Raw genomic sequence first — 18,754 nt, 5'->3', positions numbered from 1 at the left:
CAGGCAAGGCCGCCCCGCCGAAGCCGAGTTGACGATGCGGACGCCTCTACCATCCGCCCACGATGAAAGCGCAGCCCAAGGGCTGCGCTTTCGCTTTGAGCGGTGGCTTGCGATAGGCCGGGCTATGATGGCGGTGCGACCTTGCCCGCTCCGCCGCTCCTAGGCTTGCTACCGCGAAGCGCCTATGCGGCACCTAGCTCAAAACGCGGTAAGAGCACACCGAGGCCGAAATCTGGCCTAACCTATTGCCCCACAAGACCTTTCGTACCGTTGCATGTCCGCACTAACGACTTGACAGCGGACATTTTTTATTGGGTTTGGGGATCCGGACACGCCTGGCAATGCGGCTTTGCACAGACAATGGCCCCGCATCGCCGACAGCCTGCGACTCGCGCAGTCTCTACGCAGCCGCTCACGGCGACAAGGCCAGCCGCGCGCTTACCCGCCGCTGCAATCCCTCCCGTCAACGCCGGGCGTGCAGATGCTCGAGGCTGACCGTTCCCGCACTTGCCAGTAGCCTGAGCCGCGCGGAGCGCCACTCCGATAGTGCTCGCACCCGCTCTTGCACCGCATCCGCCTGGGCCCTCTGAACACTCAGCATTTCCAGAATATCGACGATACCCCGGTCATATTTGCGCTGAACGTTATCCAACGCGTCCTGAGACGCATCGATCAGCCGCGCGGAGGCGCCCAGATTCCTCAATGCCGCCACAGCATCCGCATGGGCCTTGACCACCTCGCCCAGCACCCGATTCCGGGTATCGCGCAGTTCCGCCTCTTTGACTTCGATCTGCGCTTGCGCACCACGCACCTTGTAGGTTCGTCCGAAACCTTCGAACAGCGGAAAATTCACGGTAAAGCCGATGACCGATTCTTCCGTTCTCGTCGCCGACAGACCTTGGCTGGGCCGTCCATTGAGGTATCGGCTTTGCGTGAAGTCCAACGTGGGCAACCCCTCGGACCGCGTTACCGTCAGCCGCTCTCTGGCCGACTCGACCTGAGCGCCGGCGGCCACTAATGCTGGATGCTGGTCCTGCGCCAGTGCAAGCCAGTCTGCCAGGTCTTGCCGCAAGGTGTCTTCCGTATCGAGGTAATCCTGCGCCAGGGTCAGGCTGTCCGGTGTCCCCAGCATTTCCGCCGGCAGCCCCAGTGCGACCCCCAATACGGCCAGGGCTCTCTCATAGCCGCCAAGGGCACGGCCGCTCTCCAATTCCGCCTTGGCCAGCGCCATCTTGGCCTGCAGCGTATCGGACTGCGCGCCTGCGCCCCGTGCCTCGCGTTTCCTGGCCGTTTCCCATGTCTGCTGCGCCAGGGCCATGCCCTTTTCCTTGGCTTCCCGGTTGGCCTTGGCAGTCTGCGCGTCGAAATACGCGCCGATCACATTGGAGAGCGTCTCTTGCAGCACTGCGTCGTGGCTAGCCAGCGCGGCGTCAAGCAAGGCGCCGGCCGAACGGCGATTCGCGCCACGCCCCCCGCAGTCAAGCAATCGCCAGGTGAGTGTGGCGTACTGCGTCCTGCTCTTGCGTTCCGTATCCGCCAGCACCCGGGAATCGGGATAGCGGGTCTTCTGTCTCAATTCACTCACGCCGACGGTGACGGTCGGCAGATACGCGGACCGCGCCTCCCCTAATTGCGCGGCCTGTACCTTGATGGCCGCCCACGCGCTTTGCACCCGAGGGTTGTGGCACAAGGCCAAGTCCACCGCCTGCGACAACGTCAACGGCGCCGCGCCGTCATGGCCGCCTTCGCAAACATGCGCCTGCATATCCCCGGGCAACAATCGGCCGGCATCGAGCCGGGGCGGCCCGGCCAGCAGCGGATCGGCAAAGGGAGTTGTCGCCAGGTCAGCCCAATCCCGCGCATGGGCGCCTCCCGTTGCCGAAATCGCGAATGCAAGCATTGCCGCGGCCACGTTTCGCCGAATGACCGCGCTAGCGCTCATGGAGTGCCTCCCGCTGGTGCCGCATCAGCGGCGACAGCACATACTCGATCACTCGCCGCGTACCCGTCTTGATCTCCACGTTGACCGACATGCCAGCCGAAAGCGGCAATGTCCTGCCGGCCGCGAGAATGCCGCTGCGATCCAGCGCGATCCTGGCAGCGTAGATCAAGCGCTGCTCGTCATCTTGAATGGCGTCCTGCGAAACATGCCTGACTTTGGCTGCGACGGTTCCGTACCTTGTGTAGTCGAAGGCATCGATCTTCACCTGCGCATCCTGGCCGACGTGCACAAAACCCACGTCCTTGTTTTCCAGGAATGCCTCCACCTCGATGACACTTTCCTTGGGAACGATCTGCATCAGCGGCTGCGCGGCAGGCACCACGCCGCCAACCGTGTGCACCGTCAGTTGCTGCACGGTGCCGTCCACCGGCGCGGTCAGTCTCAACAGCTTGCTGTGCTCTCCCGCGCGGCGCTTGTCCTGCGCCCCTGCGGACATGATCCTGTTGGCCTCGGCCATGGCCTCGTGCGCTTCCTTGCGGATCTGGGCGATCAGCGTGGCGCGCTGGTTCCTTGCGTCAAGCAACTGGCCTTCCAGGTCCAGCCTGGCCTGCTCCTTCTCCAGCCACGCATGGCGCGACACCGTATGATCCGGCAGCAAGGCCTTGAAGTCCTCGGCACGCTGCGCTGCCAGCGGCAGCGCAGCAGCATAACGAGAGATTTCGCCATCGATCCGCCTGAGCCTGGCGCAAAAGTCGCGGTACTGGCCATCGAGCTGCGATCTGGCCGACCGCCATTGGGCATCCGTTGCCCCCTCCACCCCGTCCAGCCGCGGCGCTCCGCGCCGATCCAGCGCGCCAATCATGGCCAGAGAGCGCGCCACCTGCAACTTGGCCTGGACCACGGCATCCGCGGCCTTGTCACGTTCGGCATCGCTGCTGCTGGAGTCCAGTTCAATCAGCACATCGCCAGCGCGCACCTCCTGGCCTTCGGTGACATACAGGGTCCGCACACTGGCAACGTCCACGGACCCGATCGTCTTGGTGCGCGCCGACGGGATGATCTTGCCGGTGGCGTTCACGATGATGTCCACCTGCCCGACGATAGACCAAAGCACGGCGAACACCACCATCGCCATCAGGATCCGCCCGGTCCAGCGCAGGGTCGGAGACCCCGGCACTTCCTGCAGCGACAGCCCTGCGGGCAGGAATTCCGCTTCCTGCTTGTTGAAAAAATCGGTCCGCACGGCATGGCGCATTTTCCAGCAGTGCGCGAAAACAGCGCCATAGCGCCGGACCAGGTCGCGCCAGGCTTGCAGGCGGTGGCGCACACTCATGCCGATGCCTGCGGCGACATCCCGGCTGTGCCCGGGACAACACGGGCATGGGCATTCTGCAAGCCATACAGGTGTCCGTAGATGCCCTGCGGAACCCGCAGCAGTTCCTCATGGCTGCCGACCTCGGCGATCTGTCCCCGTTCCATCACCACGATCCGGTTGGCGTGGCGTACCGCGCTCAGCCGGTGCGCGATGATGAGCACGGTGCGTCCCGCGCAGATCTTCAGCATATTGTCCTGGATGATCTTCTCCGATTCGTAGTCCAGGGCACTGGTGGCCTCGTCGAGAATCAGGATGCGCGGGTCGGAAATCAAGGCACGGGCAATGGCAATGCGCTGGCGTTGTCCCCCCGACAGGCCCGTGCCATGTTCTCCCACCAGCGTGTCATACCCTTCGGGCAATTCGCAGATAAATGCGTGCGCGCCCGCCAGTTTTGCCGCTTCGATGATGGACTCGATCGGCAGCGACGGGTCGGTTAGCGCGATATTGTCCCGAATCGAGCGCGAAAAAAGCATGTTTTCCTGCAGCACCACGCCGACCTGCTGGCGCAGCGATGCCGTGTCGATGATGGCAATGTCCTGTCCATCGATGGTTATCCGCCCGCGATCCGGCACATACAGGCGCTGGACCAGCTTGGTCAGCGTGCTCTTGCCGGAACCCGAACGGCCCACGATGCCGATGACCTCGCCCGGTTCGATCTTCAACGCGACGGAACGGATCACGTCCGCCGCGTCGGGCCGGTAGCGGAACGAGACCTGATCGAACTCGATCGTGCCCGACACACGCGGGATGCGCGTCTTGTTGCCGGCCACTTCGGCGCGGGTATTCAGGATATCGCCCAGGCGGCTCATGGAAATGCCCACCTGCTGGAAATCATTCCACAGTTGGGCCAGCCGCAGGATCGGCGAAGATACCTGGCCGGCCAGCATGTTGAAGGCGACCAGTTCGCCCACCGTCATCTTGTTGTCCACCACCAGCAAGGCGCCCAGCCACATGATGCCTGCCGTGACCAGCTTGCTTACCAGACTCACGCCGCCACTGGCCACCAGCGCGATGTTGGTGGTGGATAGCCCGGCCGACACGTAGGCCGCGAGGTGCTTGTCCCACCGCTGCTGCCAGCGCGGCTCCACGGCCATCGCCTTGACGGTATCCATGCCATTCAGGGTCTCCACCAGGAAAGATTGGCTTTCCGCGCTCTTGTTGAACTTGTCGTTGAGCCTGGCGCGCAGAATCGGCGTGAAGACCAGCGACAGGAGCAGATATACCGGAATGGAGGCAACCACGATCAGGGTAAGCGTCGGGCTGTACCACACCATAACCCCCAGGAACACGAACGAAAAGACGATATCGAGCACCAGGGTCATGGCGTTGCCGGTCAAGAACGAGCGGATGTTCTCCAGTTCCCTGATGCGGGCAACCGAGTCTCCCACCCTCCGTGCTTGAAAGTAGCTGATCGGCAAGCTCATGAGATGCCCGAACAGCCAGGTACCCAGTTCCACATCGATCTTGCTGCTGGTGCTGGCGAACACCGCCGTGCGAATGCCCGTCAATACGGCGTCAAACAGGATGGCTGCGATCAAGCCGATGGCAATGACGTTGAGCGTCTTCATGGCATGGTTGACCAGCACCTTGTCCATCACCACCTGGAAGAACATCGGCGTGATCAGGGCTACGATCTGCAATACCAGCGAGATCAGCAACACTTCGCCCAAGGTCTTGCGATGCTTGATCACCGCGGGGATGAACCACGTGAAATCGAACTTCGCCATCTCCCCCGCAAAGCTGGCCTTGCTGGTGAAGAAAATCAGTTCCCCGGTCCATTGCGCCGCGAAGCTGTCCAGGCCGAGAATCTCGGGGGAGCACCCGGGGCGCTGAATCAATACGCGAACCGGATCTTGCGCGGTATCCACCTTGCCCACCAGGAAATAGTCCCCCGCCGGGTTGATGCCGATAGCGGGCAGCGGCGCGCGGTCGAGACGCGCGAGTTCCTGGCGCACCCGCCTGGACGTCAGCCCCAGCTTCCTGGCTGCCAGCAGGATCGTCTGTGTCGTGAATTTCTCGCGTCCATACTGATGCTGCAATTGCGCCGCGTCGGCGGCTATGCCGTGGAGCCTGGCCATGAGCATCAGGCACTGCAATCCGGTATCCATGGCGGGATGTCCGCCGGAGTCGGTCGTGGAAGAAGCGTTTGTTCCCGTCACGGAAGGGTGGAAGGCAAGAAGATATTCGTCATACGGCTCAGCAAAACGAGCCGTCCGGATGCATGAAGGCCGGGCGAGGCGGTTCTTCGCCACCTCGCCCGGCCGGAGTCAGCGCCTCGAGCCGCCTAGTGCGTGACGGTCAACAACACCTGCCCGTTGCTGGTTTGTCCGCTGGTCCAGGAAGTCTGCGTGGCACTGGGCGGCGCAAATGCGGCCATGGCCTGCACGAACTTCTCCACGTCGGTGTTGTACATGGTCAGGCCATCGGCGGTCTTGATGCGCTCCACCTGGTTGTCCCTGCCCGAGGTGCCCCCCACATACCAGTCCTTGATGGAGATCTGGTCCGCCGTTCCCAGAACCTCGATCTGCAGGTCGTTGCCGACGTGCTTGAACCACAGATTGGTCTGCTTGACGTTTTCCAGTCGCAACGTGTCGGCGTTGCTCTTCGTCGCATCGCTTTCCACGATGGTGTCCTGCCCGTCGCCTTTGGTGAACACGTAGGTGTCGTTCCCCGCGCCGCCGATCAGCGTATCGTTGCCCTTGCCGCCCGTGAGGATGTTGTTGCCCCGGTTGCCGGTGATGACGTTGTCCAGTTCGTTGCCCGTGCCGTTGATGTTCTCTTCCCACAGCTTGATGGGATCGATGGTGTAAATGGTGTAGGCATTGGCCACATTGGCGTCGGCGCGGAAATCGGCAATGGCGACGTAGCGGGTCATGTCGCTGACCTTGCCGCGCCCGGAGTCGGCGATGTAGAAACCGTTGATCTCCCCGGTGGCCTCATTGCAGGCCACACCCGTCACGGTCACCACGTGGTTGACGCCGCCGTTGTCCAGGTACGCGCCGTCCCCCCAAAGCTTGCCGGCGTTGACGCCGATGATCACGCCGCGCCCGCCCTTGATGAGATTGGCGATGCCCTGCTCGTTGTAACCCGCGATGATGCCGTTGCGGATGCCGTAGCTGTCGAGCAAGGCTTGCTGACCTACATAGTTGGAGCCGCCGCGCTGGTAGTCCGTCTTGGTGGCATCGGTGACGCACCATTTGTTGTCGATCGCCGTGCGCACCACGTCGGCTTCCGAGCGCGCCTGATTGGCCTGCGTGCTCAGGTTGGCAATGGCCGTCAGCGCGCAAGTGCCCTTGTAGCCCGCCACGGCGTCACCCTGCATGTAATCCAGTTCGAATGCCTTGGGGTAGCCATAGACTAGGATGGGAACCCCGTCGGCCATGCCGCGCTCCGCTTTGGAGAAATCCAGCAAGGTCAGGTTTTCCAGATTCGCGCCCAGCTTGTAGCTGATGCTGGCGTTCACGGTGTCGGTGCCCTCGCCGGCCATTTCGGTGGCCTTGTCGCCGGCGTTGTCGATATAGTAGGTGTCGTTGCCCAGACCCCCGATCATGGTGTCCGCGCCAGTGACACCGTCCAGGATGTTGTCGCGGCTATTGCCGACGATACGATTGTTCAGGCGGTTGCCCGTGCCGTGGATGTCGTAGCCCTCGACCAGGCGCAATTCCTCGATGTTGGCGTTCAGGATGTAGTTGGCGCTGCTGACAACGGTGTCGTAGCCCTCGTCGCGTTGCTCCAGGATCACGTCGTTGACGCTGTTGACGACATAGGTGTCGTTGCCAAGTCCCCCCTCCATGTAGTCGGCGCCGGCGCCACCATCGAGATAGTCATTGCCCAGGCCGCCGACCAGAGTATCATTACCGGCACCGCCATACAGGAAATCATTGTCGGTCTCGCCCGCAGCCAGCGTCTGCTTGGCTTCGTTGTTGGCGGTAAAACCGTACAGGATGTCATCGCCGGCCCCGCCATAAATGACGTCATTGCCGACCTGGCCGAACATCCTGTCGTTGCCGGCCTCGCCGTACATCACGTCATTGCCGTCGCCACCCTGCATCTCGTCGTTGCCGACCCCGCCCCAGAGCTGGTCGCTGCCCAGGCCGCCGAGCATGAGGTCATCGCCCGCGCCGCCGTACATCACGTCGTTGTCGGTCTCGCCGGCAGCCAGGGTCTGCTTGCTGTCGTTGCTCGCGGTAAAGCCCTGCATGATGTCGTTGCCGTCGCCGCCCCACATGCGGTCGTTGCCGACACCGCCGAACATCTTGTCGGCGCCGGCGCCGCCATCCATGGTGTCGTTGCCCGCATCGCCGCCGAGTTCGTCATCGGCGGCGGCGCCGAACAGGGTATCGTCACCGTCGCCACCGACCACTAGGTCATTGCCGGCGCCGCCGTCCATGTAGTCGTTGCCAAAGCCGCCATACATCTGATCGGCCCCGTTGCCGCCGAACATGACGTCGTCGTCGGTTTCCCCCGCGTCCAGCGTCTGCTTGGCATCGTTGCTCGGCGTGAATCCCAGCATGACATCGTTGCCTTCGCCGCCGTTCATGGTGTCGTTGCCCGCGCCGCCGAAGAGCTTGTCGTCGCCGGTGCCGCCGTCGAGCTGGTCGTTGCCCGCGCCGCCCTGGAGTTCGTCGCGCCCGTCGCCGCCGACTAGGATGTCCTGTCCATCCCCGCCGAACAACACGTCGTTGCCCGCGCCGCCGTTCAGGACGTCATTGCCGGCGCCGCCGTCGATCTGATCGTCGCCCTCTTCGCCGTAAAGCTTGTCGTCGCCCGCGTAGCCCAGCAGCGTGTCGTTGCCGGTGCCTCCCCACAGGTTGTCGTTGCGGGTGCTGCCGCCCATCAGGTCGTTGCCGCCGCCGGCATAGAAATTCTGTACAAGGCCGAGGTTGAAGAACTTCCCGTCGTAGGCGGCGAAATAGCCGATGTCGAACGAATCGTTGCCGTCGGTGCCCACCATGTTCTGCTGGTTGCTGGACAGCTTGATCTGTGTGGGCAACCAGTCGATCCACAGTGCGTTGTTGATCTGGAAGCGCTGATCCGTTGCCCGCAGCGTGGCATAGTTGCTGACAAGCGCCGCCGGCATGCCGGGCGCGACGCGCGAATTCAGCGGCGCGGCCGCGGTACTTTGCGCCACGGTGCGAGAACTTGCGTTGCCCGCGGTATGAAAGGCATAGTCGCTGCCGCGCAAGCTGCTCAAGCCCAGGGCAGCCAGCGCCGCGCTCAATGTCGTGAACTCGTTGGCGGCGGTCTCCGACTTGTTCAGGACGCCGTCTTCATTGAGGTCGCTCCAGGCATACAGGTCATTCAACTCGGCGCCGGTGAGCTTGCCGTCGCCATCGACGTCCCTGGCCGAAAGCTGCGCGCCGGACACATTGCCGCCGGCACTGGTCACGATACGGAAAGTCCGGTTCGCAATGGACGCGGCAGCATCGATGCCAACGGACTTGCTCTCGTAGAACGCGCCGAACGGACCCAGATCCAGCGCATTGCAGACCTGCGGGCGTGTGACCGTGCTGTTCACGTAGTAGTTGGTCGACGCATTGAACAGGCTCTGAAAGGTAATCGTGTCGATCACCCCCTTGCCAAAACCCGACCACACCGTATAGTCGGCGGCCAGCGCCGAGGCCAGGTTGTCGAAGGCATAGACAGGCGCGCTCCAGTTTATGCCGTCCGCAGAAGTCTGCGTCACCGTGAGGCCGTTGACATAAGCGCCACCGATGCTGTTGACGGTACGGCTGATCACGCCCGAGGTGGGGTCATAGCGGAAATTGCGGCTCCCCCCGTTCACCAGCGTGCCAGCGCCACCGGAGGCATCGAAGCTTCCCACATAGGTGCCATCCTGATAAACGTGCATCCTGCGATCGGCCACGAATGAGACATTGCCGTTGGCGGCAACGTTGCCCTGGGAGAGGGTGCCGTTGGCGCTTTGCAGTTGATAGCTGGCTTGGCCCGTTCGTGTGTTTGTCGTAGTGACAAAGCTGAATCCTGCCATTGCACCACTGCTGATGGGACTGGTGGTAATACGGTAGGAGGGCGACGTACCATTTGGCGCCTTGACGGTGGCAACTGCGGTTACACCACCATTCGGAGCCTGCTGCAGGGAAAGTGAACTCACCGAACTCATGAAGGCATTGTCGAGATCCGGACTCACGGGGCCCGCCGCCCCACCAAATACCGCTTCCTTGAGTGCCCAGAGGGATCTCTTAACCTGTTCGATATTGGCAAGACCGGGGGTCTTATCCATCCAATCCTGTGCGGCACGAGCGATGGTCTGATCACTTGAAAACGCGAGCTGGCCGACACGGGTGGAAAGCATAGTGCTGGCAATAATGCTATCCGCCCCATCACCGCCTGTGTCTCGCAGGGATTGCCAGATTTGCTCGACGGCCGCATCCCCTTGCGTCTTGCGTATCAATGCCATCGGGGTTTCTAGAGTCCAATTGTCGATGCTCAGACCATTAGACTGAAAAACTTGGGTATGAAATGATTTTGTTTCATTGAAATTAATATCTCGACTTACGATACCACCCGCTCCCTTCGCAATACTAGTCAAGGTCGTAACATAGCCGATAGCCATACCGACGCGAATTGTATCGATCTGGGCAGTTGAAAGATTTCTACAAGCATCTATGCCGATACCCAATAGTGCCGTACTGGAGAGAAAGTCCAAGGCTGATACGCCTGTAACCGTATTGCCAATCGCTACACCCCTAGCCCATCCCGCATAATTGTAGCCTTGATCATAGAGCTCGCTATATACCTTTATGACTTCGGGAATTCCGCCACTCCTGATCCGGGATTCGTAGCGGCTCAATTGCACTAGTGACAGGGTCGCTGGCATGAGAATTTCTCCTTATTTTTTAGTTGATGACGAGAAACAACAGAAAATGGAGAGGTCACGGTGTACTCGGCTGGGCGGCTGCCGAAGCAGGTCCCCTCAACACTACTTCGATCTTGAAACTCTGGACAAGATCGCTCACATTTCGCTGTATTTTCTGCCATTGGGGTAACCAGTAGCGCGGATACTGGATATAAACTTTTGCATGCATGGCCGGCTCAAGACTAATATACTGATCGCAGGTCGTACGCTTCATATTTGGCAAATTCCGGTTTGCACATTCAATATAAGTATCGACCTTCCCATCCCTACCGCGATGGACAAACAGATCCTTTGCATAATCATCTTCGCGATATGGTTTTCCAGTTACCGGATCAATACCTGGTGGTGCATACATCATCAGTCCATACTCCACCCTTGGCAGGCCCTCATAATTCCTATAGGCTAAATTCGGATATCCATCTCTTTCGGCGTTAAAATTCAGCGTGGCATTAACCGTACTTTCCAGAAAATCTCCACCTGGATATATCCAACCGCTACTTACACCAACATCGATCCAAGGCGAAATTGAGTCGTAGTAACCTTTCCAATATGGATCACTGTACTTCTCCAAGTCTCTCCACAACTCAGAACTGGAAAGTCCAGCCATGTCCGGAAAGCGCACCTTGAAGCCAAAGCTCGCCAGCCGAGATTGATAGGTGCGTAGCGGTACCGGTCCTCTACGCTTTTCCCCAAAACCGGGGTCGCCATCGTACTCCACGTAGTTGGCAAAATAATGTGGAATCCTCACCGGCACGCCACCCAAATCACCAATTACGAACTCCGTCCGCGTGTCACGCGCCGCGTTCATTTCAGGCGGGAACAAGGGATTTCCTTGCCCTTGACTGAGTTGCGCCCATGCGTACATCCACCTCAGGCAGAAAATCCCCAAAATCAGCAGCAATCCAAATAGAACAAAGACAGTGAGTTTTCCTTTGGAAAATTTGCTCATGACATCAGCATGCGGGTAGTTTATTTCGAAGATTGACTATCGAGTCTAGTGTTTTTTGGATCAATGATAAGCTCTGGAATAGCGCACCCAAACACACTGAGGCACAATCCGATCATGCACATCGAAGTAGCATACCGACATCTTGGTCACAGTGATATCAGTCGTTTCCCAATTTGACAGTCGATGACTAAAGATCAGAATTTAGAGATACTTAATTCATCGATTTGGTGAAAACCATTTTTAAGAATACCCCCAACCAAACTCATATGTCGCAATTTATTACATCTCTCGATACCAAGAAAAAGGGACGAGATCGCCTGTCTCTGCATTGCTCAGTCGGCGCCAGGAAGCGTTACTGACAACGCACTGGAGAAAAAGACGCCGCCGCCAAGCCAGTGAACCGGAGGATGGATCAGGTGAAGCCGGATTGCCCTTGCCAAGATCCGATCACGCCGTGTAGTCGACGGCCAATGCCGCAGCCACAGAGTCGAAGGCATGGACAAGTGCACTTCAGGTCATGCCGCCCCTAAAAGTCCGCGTCGCAGTGAAACCACTGGCATAGGCGCCGCCGATGCTATTGGAGATTCGGTTGATCGTGCGCGAAGTGCGGTCGACCGCTTACATCGTTCGCCAACGTAGCGGTCCGCCGGTGGCATGGGTCGCACTGAAGATGGGGCCGATCCGCCGTCACGGACCAGTCTCACGGCAATGTCGGAGAAGTCAGGCGCGCCCGGACCCGCGCACACCGCGGGCCCGCCGCGGCATCTCCGAATCGAGCACCAACCGCCCATTGATCTTGCCGTTCATGCGCGTGACATAGCGCGTGCATTCCTCCATGTGCGACAGCATCAGTGCCCGCACTTTCTCCACGTCGCGGTCTCGCGCCGCGCTCAGGATCTTCTTGTGGAACCTGACGTTGGCCGCGCCGAAGCGCTCGTGCTCGCACGTCGGCGTGTCATTGCCGAACACCACCAGGTGCCGGATCATCTCGTTGATCAGTTCGCAGCAGAACCGCAGCATCGGGTTGGGATTGGCCGCCGCCAGGATGTCGTCGAAGCTGAGATCTTCCTGACGCTGATTCAGCGAGTCGATCGCGGCCGCGGAAGCCGGGTCGCACTGGTCGATTGTGCGCTCCAGCGCGATGAAATCCTCGTCCGTCGGGTGCCGCACCGCGCCGGCGGCGAGTTCGGGCTCCAACAGCTTGCGCGCGGTATAGATGTCGGCAATGCCGATGTCCTTGAAGAACAGGTAGTTCTGCATCAGTTGAAAGGTGCGGTCCATCTGCGGCGGGAAATCCGGCCGGCGCTGGCGTGGCGACGCTTGCCGATGGTGACCCACACGCTGCGCAGCAACACCGGCGAAGGGGCCATGCGGCACGCGGTGGCGGCGGCCCGGCAAGCGGAGGCCGATGGCATGCTGGCCGTGTCGGTGCTGGCCGGTTTCGGCCTGGCCGACATCGCGGCACCCTGCCTGAGCATGCTGGTGGTGGGCGACGGCGATGTCGGGGCGGCCCAGGCGGCGGCCGACCAGCTCGCGGCGCAGATCTGGGATGAGCGTGCCGGTTTCGTCTATGCATCCGAGCCGCTGCCGGATTCCATCGCGCGCGCCGCCCGACTGGCAGCAACGGACGGCACTGGCCCGGTGTTGCTGCTGGACCACGGCGACAATTGCATGTCCGGCGGTACCTGCGACGATATGGCGGTACTGCGGGAAGCGTTGCGCCAGGGGCTGTCCGGCATCGCGGCAGGCCCGGTGTGCGATCCGCAGGCAGTGGCCGCGCTGGTCGACGCCGGCGTGGGCGCCAGCGTGGCGCTGCCGGTGGGCAACAAGGTGCCGCTCGCCCAACTCGGCCTCCATCCCGAGCCACTGCCGCTGAGCGGCCGCGTGACTGCCGTCAGCGACGGCGAATACGTGATCGGCGGCCCCACGTACAACGGCCTGCGCGTCCGCATGGGCCGCACCGTACTGCTCGACATCGGCGCGGCGCAGGTACTGGTAACCGAAACCCCGCAGGAACACTGGGATCTCGGCATCTTCACCCATATCGGCGTGGATCCCCGCGCACAGCGCTTCCTGTTGCTGAAATCGCGCATGTATTGCCGGCCGGTGTTCGTGCCCATCGCCCGCGCGGTGGTCGAGTGCGACGGCGGCGGCGTCACGAGTTCGCGCTACGCGCAGTTCCCGTTCCGGCGCCTGGCGCGGCCGGTGTATCCCCTGGATGCCGGAGCCGGCCTGGACGCGCCGGCGGCCACCTAAGGCCGGATCGCGTGCTCGAAGAGGGCCCGCATCACCCGCCCCGCCCGCTCGTCCCGTCGGTCTCCAGATACGCCCCATAGCGCAGGCCGATGTCCGGCGGCGCCCACGGCGCGCCCTGCTTCCCGGTGGCGCATGCCCCCTTGCCGACATCAAGAATGTCACGCACGCAACGCAATGGGCAAATCGAGGCTCCCGCTTGTGCATTTCCCTGCCTATACTCTCTGGAACAAGACGCAAAAACCCCACCGTTGTCGCCATGTCCAGGAGAGTTCTCATGGTTACGATGAACAGGCGCCAGTTTCTGAAGATAACCGGCGCATCCCTGGCGGGCTCCAGCCTGGCCCTGATGGGATTCTCGCCGGGCGAGGCGCTGGCGGAGGTGCGGGCCTACAAGCTGGCCCGCGCCACCGAGACGCGCAACACCTGCCCGTATTGCTCCGTGGCCTGCGGCCTGCTGATGTACAGCCTGGGGGACGGCGCCAAGAACGCCACCGCCAGCGTGATCCACATCGAGGGCGACGCCGATCATCCGGTCAATCGCGGCACGCTGTGCCCGAAGGGCGCCGGGCTGATCGACTTCATCCACAGCCCCAGCCGGCTGAAATACCCGGAATACCGCGCGCCCGGCTCGGACAAGTGGGTGCGGCTGTCGTGGGACGATGCGCTGGACCGCATCGCCAAGCGCCTCAAGGAAGACCGCGACGCCAACTTCGTCGACAAGACCGCCGACGGCAAGACGGTCAACCGCTGGCTGACCACCGGCATGCTGGCGGCCTCGGCCAGCAGCAACGAGGTGGGCTACCTCACGCAGAAGACCATCCGCAGCATGGGGATGCTGGGCTTCGACAACCAGGCGCGCGTCTGACACGGCCCGACGGTGGCAGGTCTTGCCCCGACGTTTGGCCGCGGTGCGATGACGAACCATTGGGTCGACATCAAGAACGCGGATGTGGTGCTGGTGATGGGCGGCAACGCGGCCGAGGCGCACCCGTGCGGCTTCAAGTGGGTGACGGAGGCCAAGGCGCACAACAAGGCCCGGCTGATCGTGGTGGACCCGCGCTTCACGCGCTCGGCCTCGGTGGCGGACCTGTACGTGCCGATCCGCACGGGCAGCGACATCGTGTTCCTGGGCGGCGTGATCCGCTACCTGCTGGCCAACGACAAGATCCAGCACGAGTACGTGAAGCACTACACGGACTTCACCTTCATCGTGCGCGAGGACTTCGCCTTCGACCAGGGCATCTTCTCCGGCTATGACGCCGGCAAGCGCAGCTACGACAAGACCACCTGGGACTACGAGCGCGGCGACGACGGCTTCGTCAGGACCGATCCCACGCTGGCGCACCCGCGCTGCGTCTTCAACCTGCTCAAGCAGCACTACGCGCGCTACACGCCCGAGATGGTGGAGCGCGTGTGCGGCACGCCAAAGGACAAGTTCCTCGCCGTATGCGAGATGATGGCGTCCACCGCCACGCCCACGCGCGCCATGACCATCATGTACGCGCTGGGCTGGACGCAGCACTCGATCGGCTCGCAGATCATCCGCACCGGCGCGATGGTGCAGCTGCTGCTGGGCAACATCGGCGTGTCCGGCGGCGGCATGAACGCGCTGCGCGGCCACTCCAACATCCAGGGCCTGACCGACCTGGGGCTGCTGTCCAACCAGTTGCCCGGCTACATGACGCTGCCGAGCGAGCCCGAGCAGGACTACGACAAGTACATCGCCGCGCGCGCGCTCAAGCCGCTGCGGCCCAACCAGCTCAGCTACTGGCAGAACTACCCCAAGTTCCACGTCAGCCTGATGAAGGCGTGGTGGGGCGACGCCGCCACCGCGGACAACCACTGGGCCTACGACTACCTGCCCAAGCTCGACAAGCTGTACGACCTGCTGCAGGTGGTCGAGCTGATGAACCAGGGCAAGATGAACGGCTACATCGCGCAGGGCTTCAACCCGCTGGTGGCCGCGCCCAACAAGGCCAAGCTCGCGGCCGGGCTGGCCAGGCTCAAGTTCCTGATCGTGATGGACCCGCTGGCCACCGAGACCTCCGAGTTCTGGCGCCACGCCGGCGAGATGAACGACGTCGACCCCGCGCGGATCCAGACCGAGGTGTTCCGCCTGCCCACCACCTGCTTCGCCGAGGAAAACGGCGCGCTGGTCAACTCCGGGCGCTGGCTGCAATGGCACTGGAAAGGCGCCGAGCCGCCGGGCGAGGCGCGCAGCGACCTGGAAATCATGGCCGGGCTGTTCCTGCGCATGCGCAAGATGTACCAGGCCGACGGCGGCAAGTTCCCCGACCCGATCCTCAACCTGACCTGGCCCTACGCGGACCCGTACAGCCCGAACCCGGAAGAACTGGCCCGCGAATACTCCGGCCGCGCCATCGCCGAGCTGAAAGATCCCAAGGACCCCGCCAAGGTGACGCGGCGCGCGGGCGAGCAGTTGAGCGGCTTCGCCGAGCTGCGCGACGACGGCAGCACCGCCAGCGGCTGCTGGATCTTCTGCGGCGCCTGGACCAGCGCCGGCAACCAGATGGCGCGGCGCGACAATACGGACCCCACCGGCATCGGCCAGACCCTGAACTGGGCTTGGGCATGGCCGGCCAACCGCCGCGTGCTGTACAACCGCGCCTCGTGCGATCCGGCCGGCAAGCCGTTCAACCCGGCGCGCAAGCTGATCGGCTGGAACGGCACCGCGTGGGGCGGCGCCGACGTGGCGGACTTCAAGGCCGACGAGGACCCGGCCGGCGGCATGGGGCCGTTCATCATGAACCCGGAAGGCGTGGCGCGCTTCTTCGCCCGCGCCGGCATGGCCGAGGGGCCGTTCCCGGAACACTACGAGCCGTTCGAGACGCCGCTGGGCTACAACCCGCTCAACGACAAGCAGCCGCAGGCCACCAGCAACCCGGCCGCGCGCGTGTTCAAGGACGACCTCGCGGCGATGGGCAAGGTCGCGCAGTTCCCGCACGTCGCCACCACCTACCGGCTCACCGAGCATTTCCACGGCTGGACCAAGCACGCGCGCATCAACGCCATCCTCCAGCCCGAGCAGTTCGTGGAGATCGGCGAGGCGCTGGCGAAGGAGCTCGGCATCGTCGCGGGCGACCGCGTCAAGGTGTCGTCCAACCGCGGCTTCATCAAGGCGGTGGCGGTGGTCACCAAGCGGCTCAGGGCGCTGCAGGTGGACGGCAAGACGCTGCACACGGTGGGCATCCCGATCCACTGGGGCTTCACCGGGCTGGCGCGGCCGGGCTTCATCACCAACACGCTGACCCCGTCGGTGGGCGACGGCAATACGCAGACGCCGGAGTTCAAGTCCTTCCTGGTGAAGGTCGAGAAGGCCTAGCGAAGACGCGGGAACATAGAGGACATAAGGGGCACAGGGGAACGTCATGGCACTGCAGTCTCTCGACATCCGCCGGCGCTCGGCCACCACCACGCCGTCGACGCAGGTGCGCGCGCCGGCGACCGGCACCGTGGCCAAGCTGATCGACACCACCAAGTGCATCGGCTGCAAGGCCTGCCAGGCGGCGTGCATGGAGTGGAACGACCTGCGCGACGAAATCGGCCACAACGTGGGCGTCTACGACAACCCGGCCGACCTGAGCGACCATTCCTGGACCGTGATGCGCTTCTCCGAATACGAGAACCCCAACGGCAACCTCGAATGGCTGATCCGCAAGGACGGCTGCATGCACTGCGACGATCCCGGCTGCCTCAAGGCCTGCCCCTCGCCGGGCGCCATCGTGCAGTACACCAACGGCATCGTCGACTTCCAGGAAGAGAACTGCATCGGCTGCGGCTACTGCATCACCGGCTGCCCGTTCAACATCCCGCGCATCTCGAAGCAGGACCACAAGGCCTACAAGTGCACGCTGTGCTCGGACCGCGTCGGGGTGGGCCAGGAACCCGCCTGCGTGAAGACCTGCCCGACCGGCGCCATCGTCTTCGGCACCAAGGAAGACATGAAGCAGCATGCCGAGGAGCGCATCGTCGACCTCAAATCGCGCGGCTTCGACAAGGCCGGCCTGTACGACCCGGCCGGCGTGGGCGGCACGCACGTGATGTACGTGCTGCACCACGCCGACCAGCCTTCGCTCTACCACGGCCTGCCCGACACGCCGCGCATCAGCCCGCTGGTGGGCCTGTGGAAGGGCCTGGCCAAGCCGCTCGCGGTGGCCGGCATCGCCGTCACCGCGCTGGCGGGCTTCTTCCACTACATCCGCGTCGGCCCCAACGAGACCAGCGAGGAAGACGAGGAAGCCGCGCGCGCGGAACTGGCCCGCGAGCCGCGCGCGGCCGACGAGGAGGGACGCCATGAAACCCGCTGACAGGCCCGGCCTGATCCTGCGCTACACCGCCGGCGAGCGCACCAACCACTGGATCGTCGCCATCAGCTTCGTCCTGCTGGCGCTGTCCGGGCTGGCGCTGTTCCACCCGTCGATGTTCTGGCTGAGCAACGTGCTCGGCGGCGGCACCTGGACGCGCATCCTGCACCCGTTCCTGGGCGTGCTGATGTTCGTCTCGTTCGTGCTGCTGGTGCTGCGCTTCTGGCGCCACAACATGCTCAACGCCAACGACCGCGTGTGGCTGCGCCACGCCGGCGACGTGCTCGCCAACCACGAGGAAGCGCTGCCCGAGGTCGGGCGCTACAACGCCGGCCAGAAGCTGCTGTTCTTCCTGATGGTGCTGTGCATGCCGTTGCTGCTGCTGTCGGGCATCGTGATCTGGCGCGTCTACTTCTCCGCGTATTTCCCCATCGAGGTCATCCGCGTCTCGGCGGTGGTGCACGCCATTTGCGCCTTCGCGCTGATTTGCGGCATCATTGTCCACATCTATGCGGCGTTGTGGGTCAAGGGCTCGGTCGCGGCCATGACGCGCGGCACGGTGACTTACGGATGGGCCTGGAAGCACCACCGCGCGTGGTTCCGGGAAGTCTTCAGGCAAGGCAACAAGTAGCGCCACAAACAGCGCCGGACGCAGGCTGCCGCCCGCACCGGCGGCGCCTGCGGCGTCCCCGCCGGGATGCCGTTCCACGGAACCGGGACGATCATGGTGCAGCGCATTCTCCAACCCCACGAAATCGAGTCGCTCGACCACGTCGCGCTGGCGCGCCTGCGCCTGCCACCGCGCGCCGGCATCTTCGCCGCGCGCGCGCGGCGCCTGCGCCAGCTCGCCGGCGGCAACCCGATCGGCGCCTATCTCTCCCTGATGGCCACCGTGGCCGAGGCCCAGGAAGCGGCCGCCGCCAGCCTGGACGTGCCGCCGCCCGACGCGCACGCCATCGCGCTGGCGCGCGAGCACCGCATGCCGCCGCTGGCCGCCGCCGGCGGCCACGGCGGCGGCGCGTGGCACGCC

At 63.1% G+C, this 18,754-nt stretch carries 9 protein-coding genes and 2 pseudogenes; 5 read left to right on the top strand and 6 right to left on the bottom strand.

All coding sequences use genetic code 11. From position 1 onward, the window contains the following. Positions 1-463: 463 nt before the first annotated feature. The 6 genes and pseudogenes from K206_RS0114365 to K206_RS38245 form a co-directional block, all read right to left on the bottom strand. Positions 464-1,942 carry a TolC family protein gene (locus K206_RS0114365; RefSeq protein WP_020203101.1) on the bottom strand — a complete coding sequence of 493 codons (1,479 nt, stop codon included), beginning with the start codon at positions 1,940-1,942 and terminating at the stop codon, positions 464-466. Further along, on the bottom strand, positions 1,932-3,275 hold the full coding sequence (locus K206_RS0114360) for an HlyD family type I secretion periplasmic adaptor subunit (protein WP_020203100.1): 1,344 nt from the start codon (positions 3,273-3,275) through the stop codon (positions 1,932-1,934). The genes K206_RS0114365 and K206_RS0114360 overlap by 11 nt, the downstream gene beginning before the upstream one ends. After that, positions 3,272-5,425, bottom strand: coding sequence for a type I secretion system permease/ATPase (locus tag K206_RS38255; RefSeq protein ID WP_043366611.1), 2,154 nt, complete (start codon positions 5,423-5,425; stop codon positions 3,272-3,274). Before K206_RS38255 ends, K206_RS0114360 begins: the two co-directional genes overlap by 4 nt. Before the next feature lie 176 nt (positions 5,426-5,601). Further along, a complete protein-coding gene (locus K206_RS40865) occupies positions 5,602-9,735 on the bottom strand; it encodes a calcium-binding protein (RefSeq protein WP_155888072.1) in 4,134 nt (1,377 codons plus the stop codon). Between the two features lie 475 nt (positions 9,736-10,210). After that, on the bottom strand, positions 10,211-11,143 hold the full coding sequence (locus K206_RS42820; RefSeq protein WP_155888071.1) for a hypothetical protein: 933 nt from the start codon (positions 11,141-11,143) through the stop codon (positions 10,211-10,213). A 720-nt stretch (positions 11,144-11,863) separates the two neighbouring features. Further along, positions 11,864-12,424 (bottom strand): annotated as a pseudogene (locus K206_RS38245) (FadR/GntR family transcriptional regulator); the annotation flags it as partial. Positions 12,425-12,436: 12 nt separating this feature from the next. Between K206_RS38245 and K206_RS38240 the strand changes: the two are divergent. The 5 genes and pseudogenes from K206_RS38240 to fdhE all read left to right on the top strand — a co-directional run. Continuing rightward, positions 12,437-13,399, top strand: a pseudogene (locus K206_RS38240) (MlrC C-terminal domain-containing protein); the annotation flags it as partial. A 274-nt stretch (positions 13,400-13,673) separates the two neighbouring features. Then, positions 13,674-16,742 carry a formate dehydrogenase-N subunit alpha gene (gene fdnG, locus K206_RS0114330; RefSeq protein ID WP_155888070.1) on the top strand — a complete coding sequence of 1,023 codons (3,069 nt, stop codon included), beginning with the start codon at positions 13,674-13,676 and terminating at the stop codon, positions 16,740-16,742. A gap of 46 nt (positions 16,743-16,788) precedes the next feature. Beyond that, the gene (fdxH, locus tag K206_RS0114325) at positions 16,789-17,727 is read left to right on the top strand and encodes a formate dehydrogenase subunit beta (protein ID WP_020203093.1); all 939 of its coding nucleotides are present in this window, start codon (positions 16,789-16,791) and stop codon (positions 17,725-17,727) included. After that, on the top strand, positions 17,714-18,355 hold the full coding sequence (locus tag K206_RS0114320; RefSeq protein WP_020203092.1) for a formate dehydrogenase subunit gamma: 642 nt from the start codon (positions 17,714-17,716) through the stop codon (positions 18,353-18,355). The genes fdxH and K206_RS0114320 overlap by 14 nt, the downstream gene beginning before the upstream one ends. 93 nt (positions 18,356-18,448) lie before the next feature. Continuing rightward, on the top strand, positions 18,449-18,754 hold a 306-nt coding region (gene fdhE / locus K206_RS38235), incomplete at its 3' end, for a formate dehydrogenase accessory protein FdhE (RefSeq protein ID WP_043366610.1).

Origin of the sequence: Cupriavidus sp. WS, assembly GCF_000395345.1 — a bacterium.
Taxonomy (GTDB): Bacteria; Pseudomonadota; Gammaproteobacteria; order Burkholderiales; family Burkholderiaceae; genus Cupriavidus; species Cupriavidus basilensis_B.
This window is presented reverse-complemented; position numbering and strand designations above follow the sequence as displayed.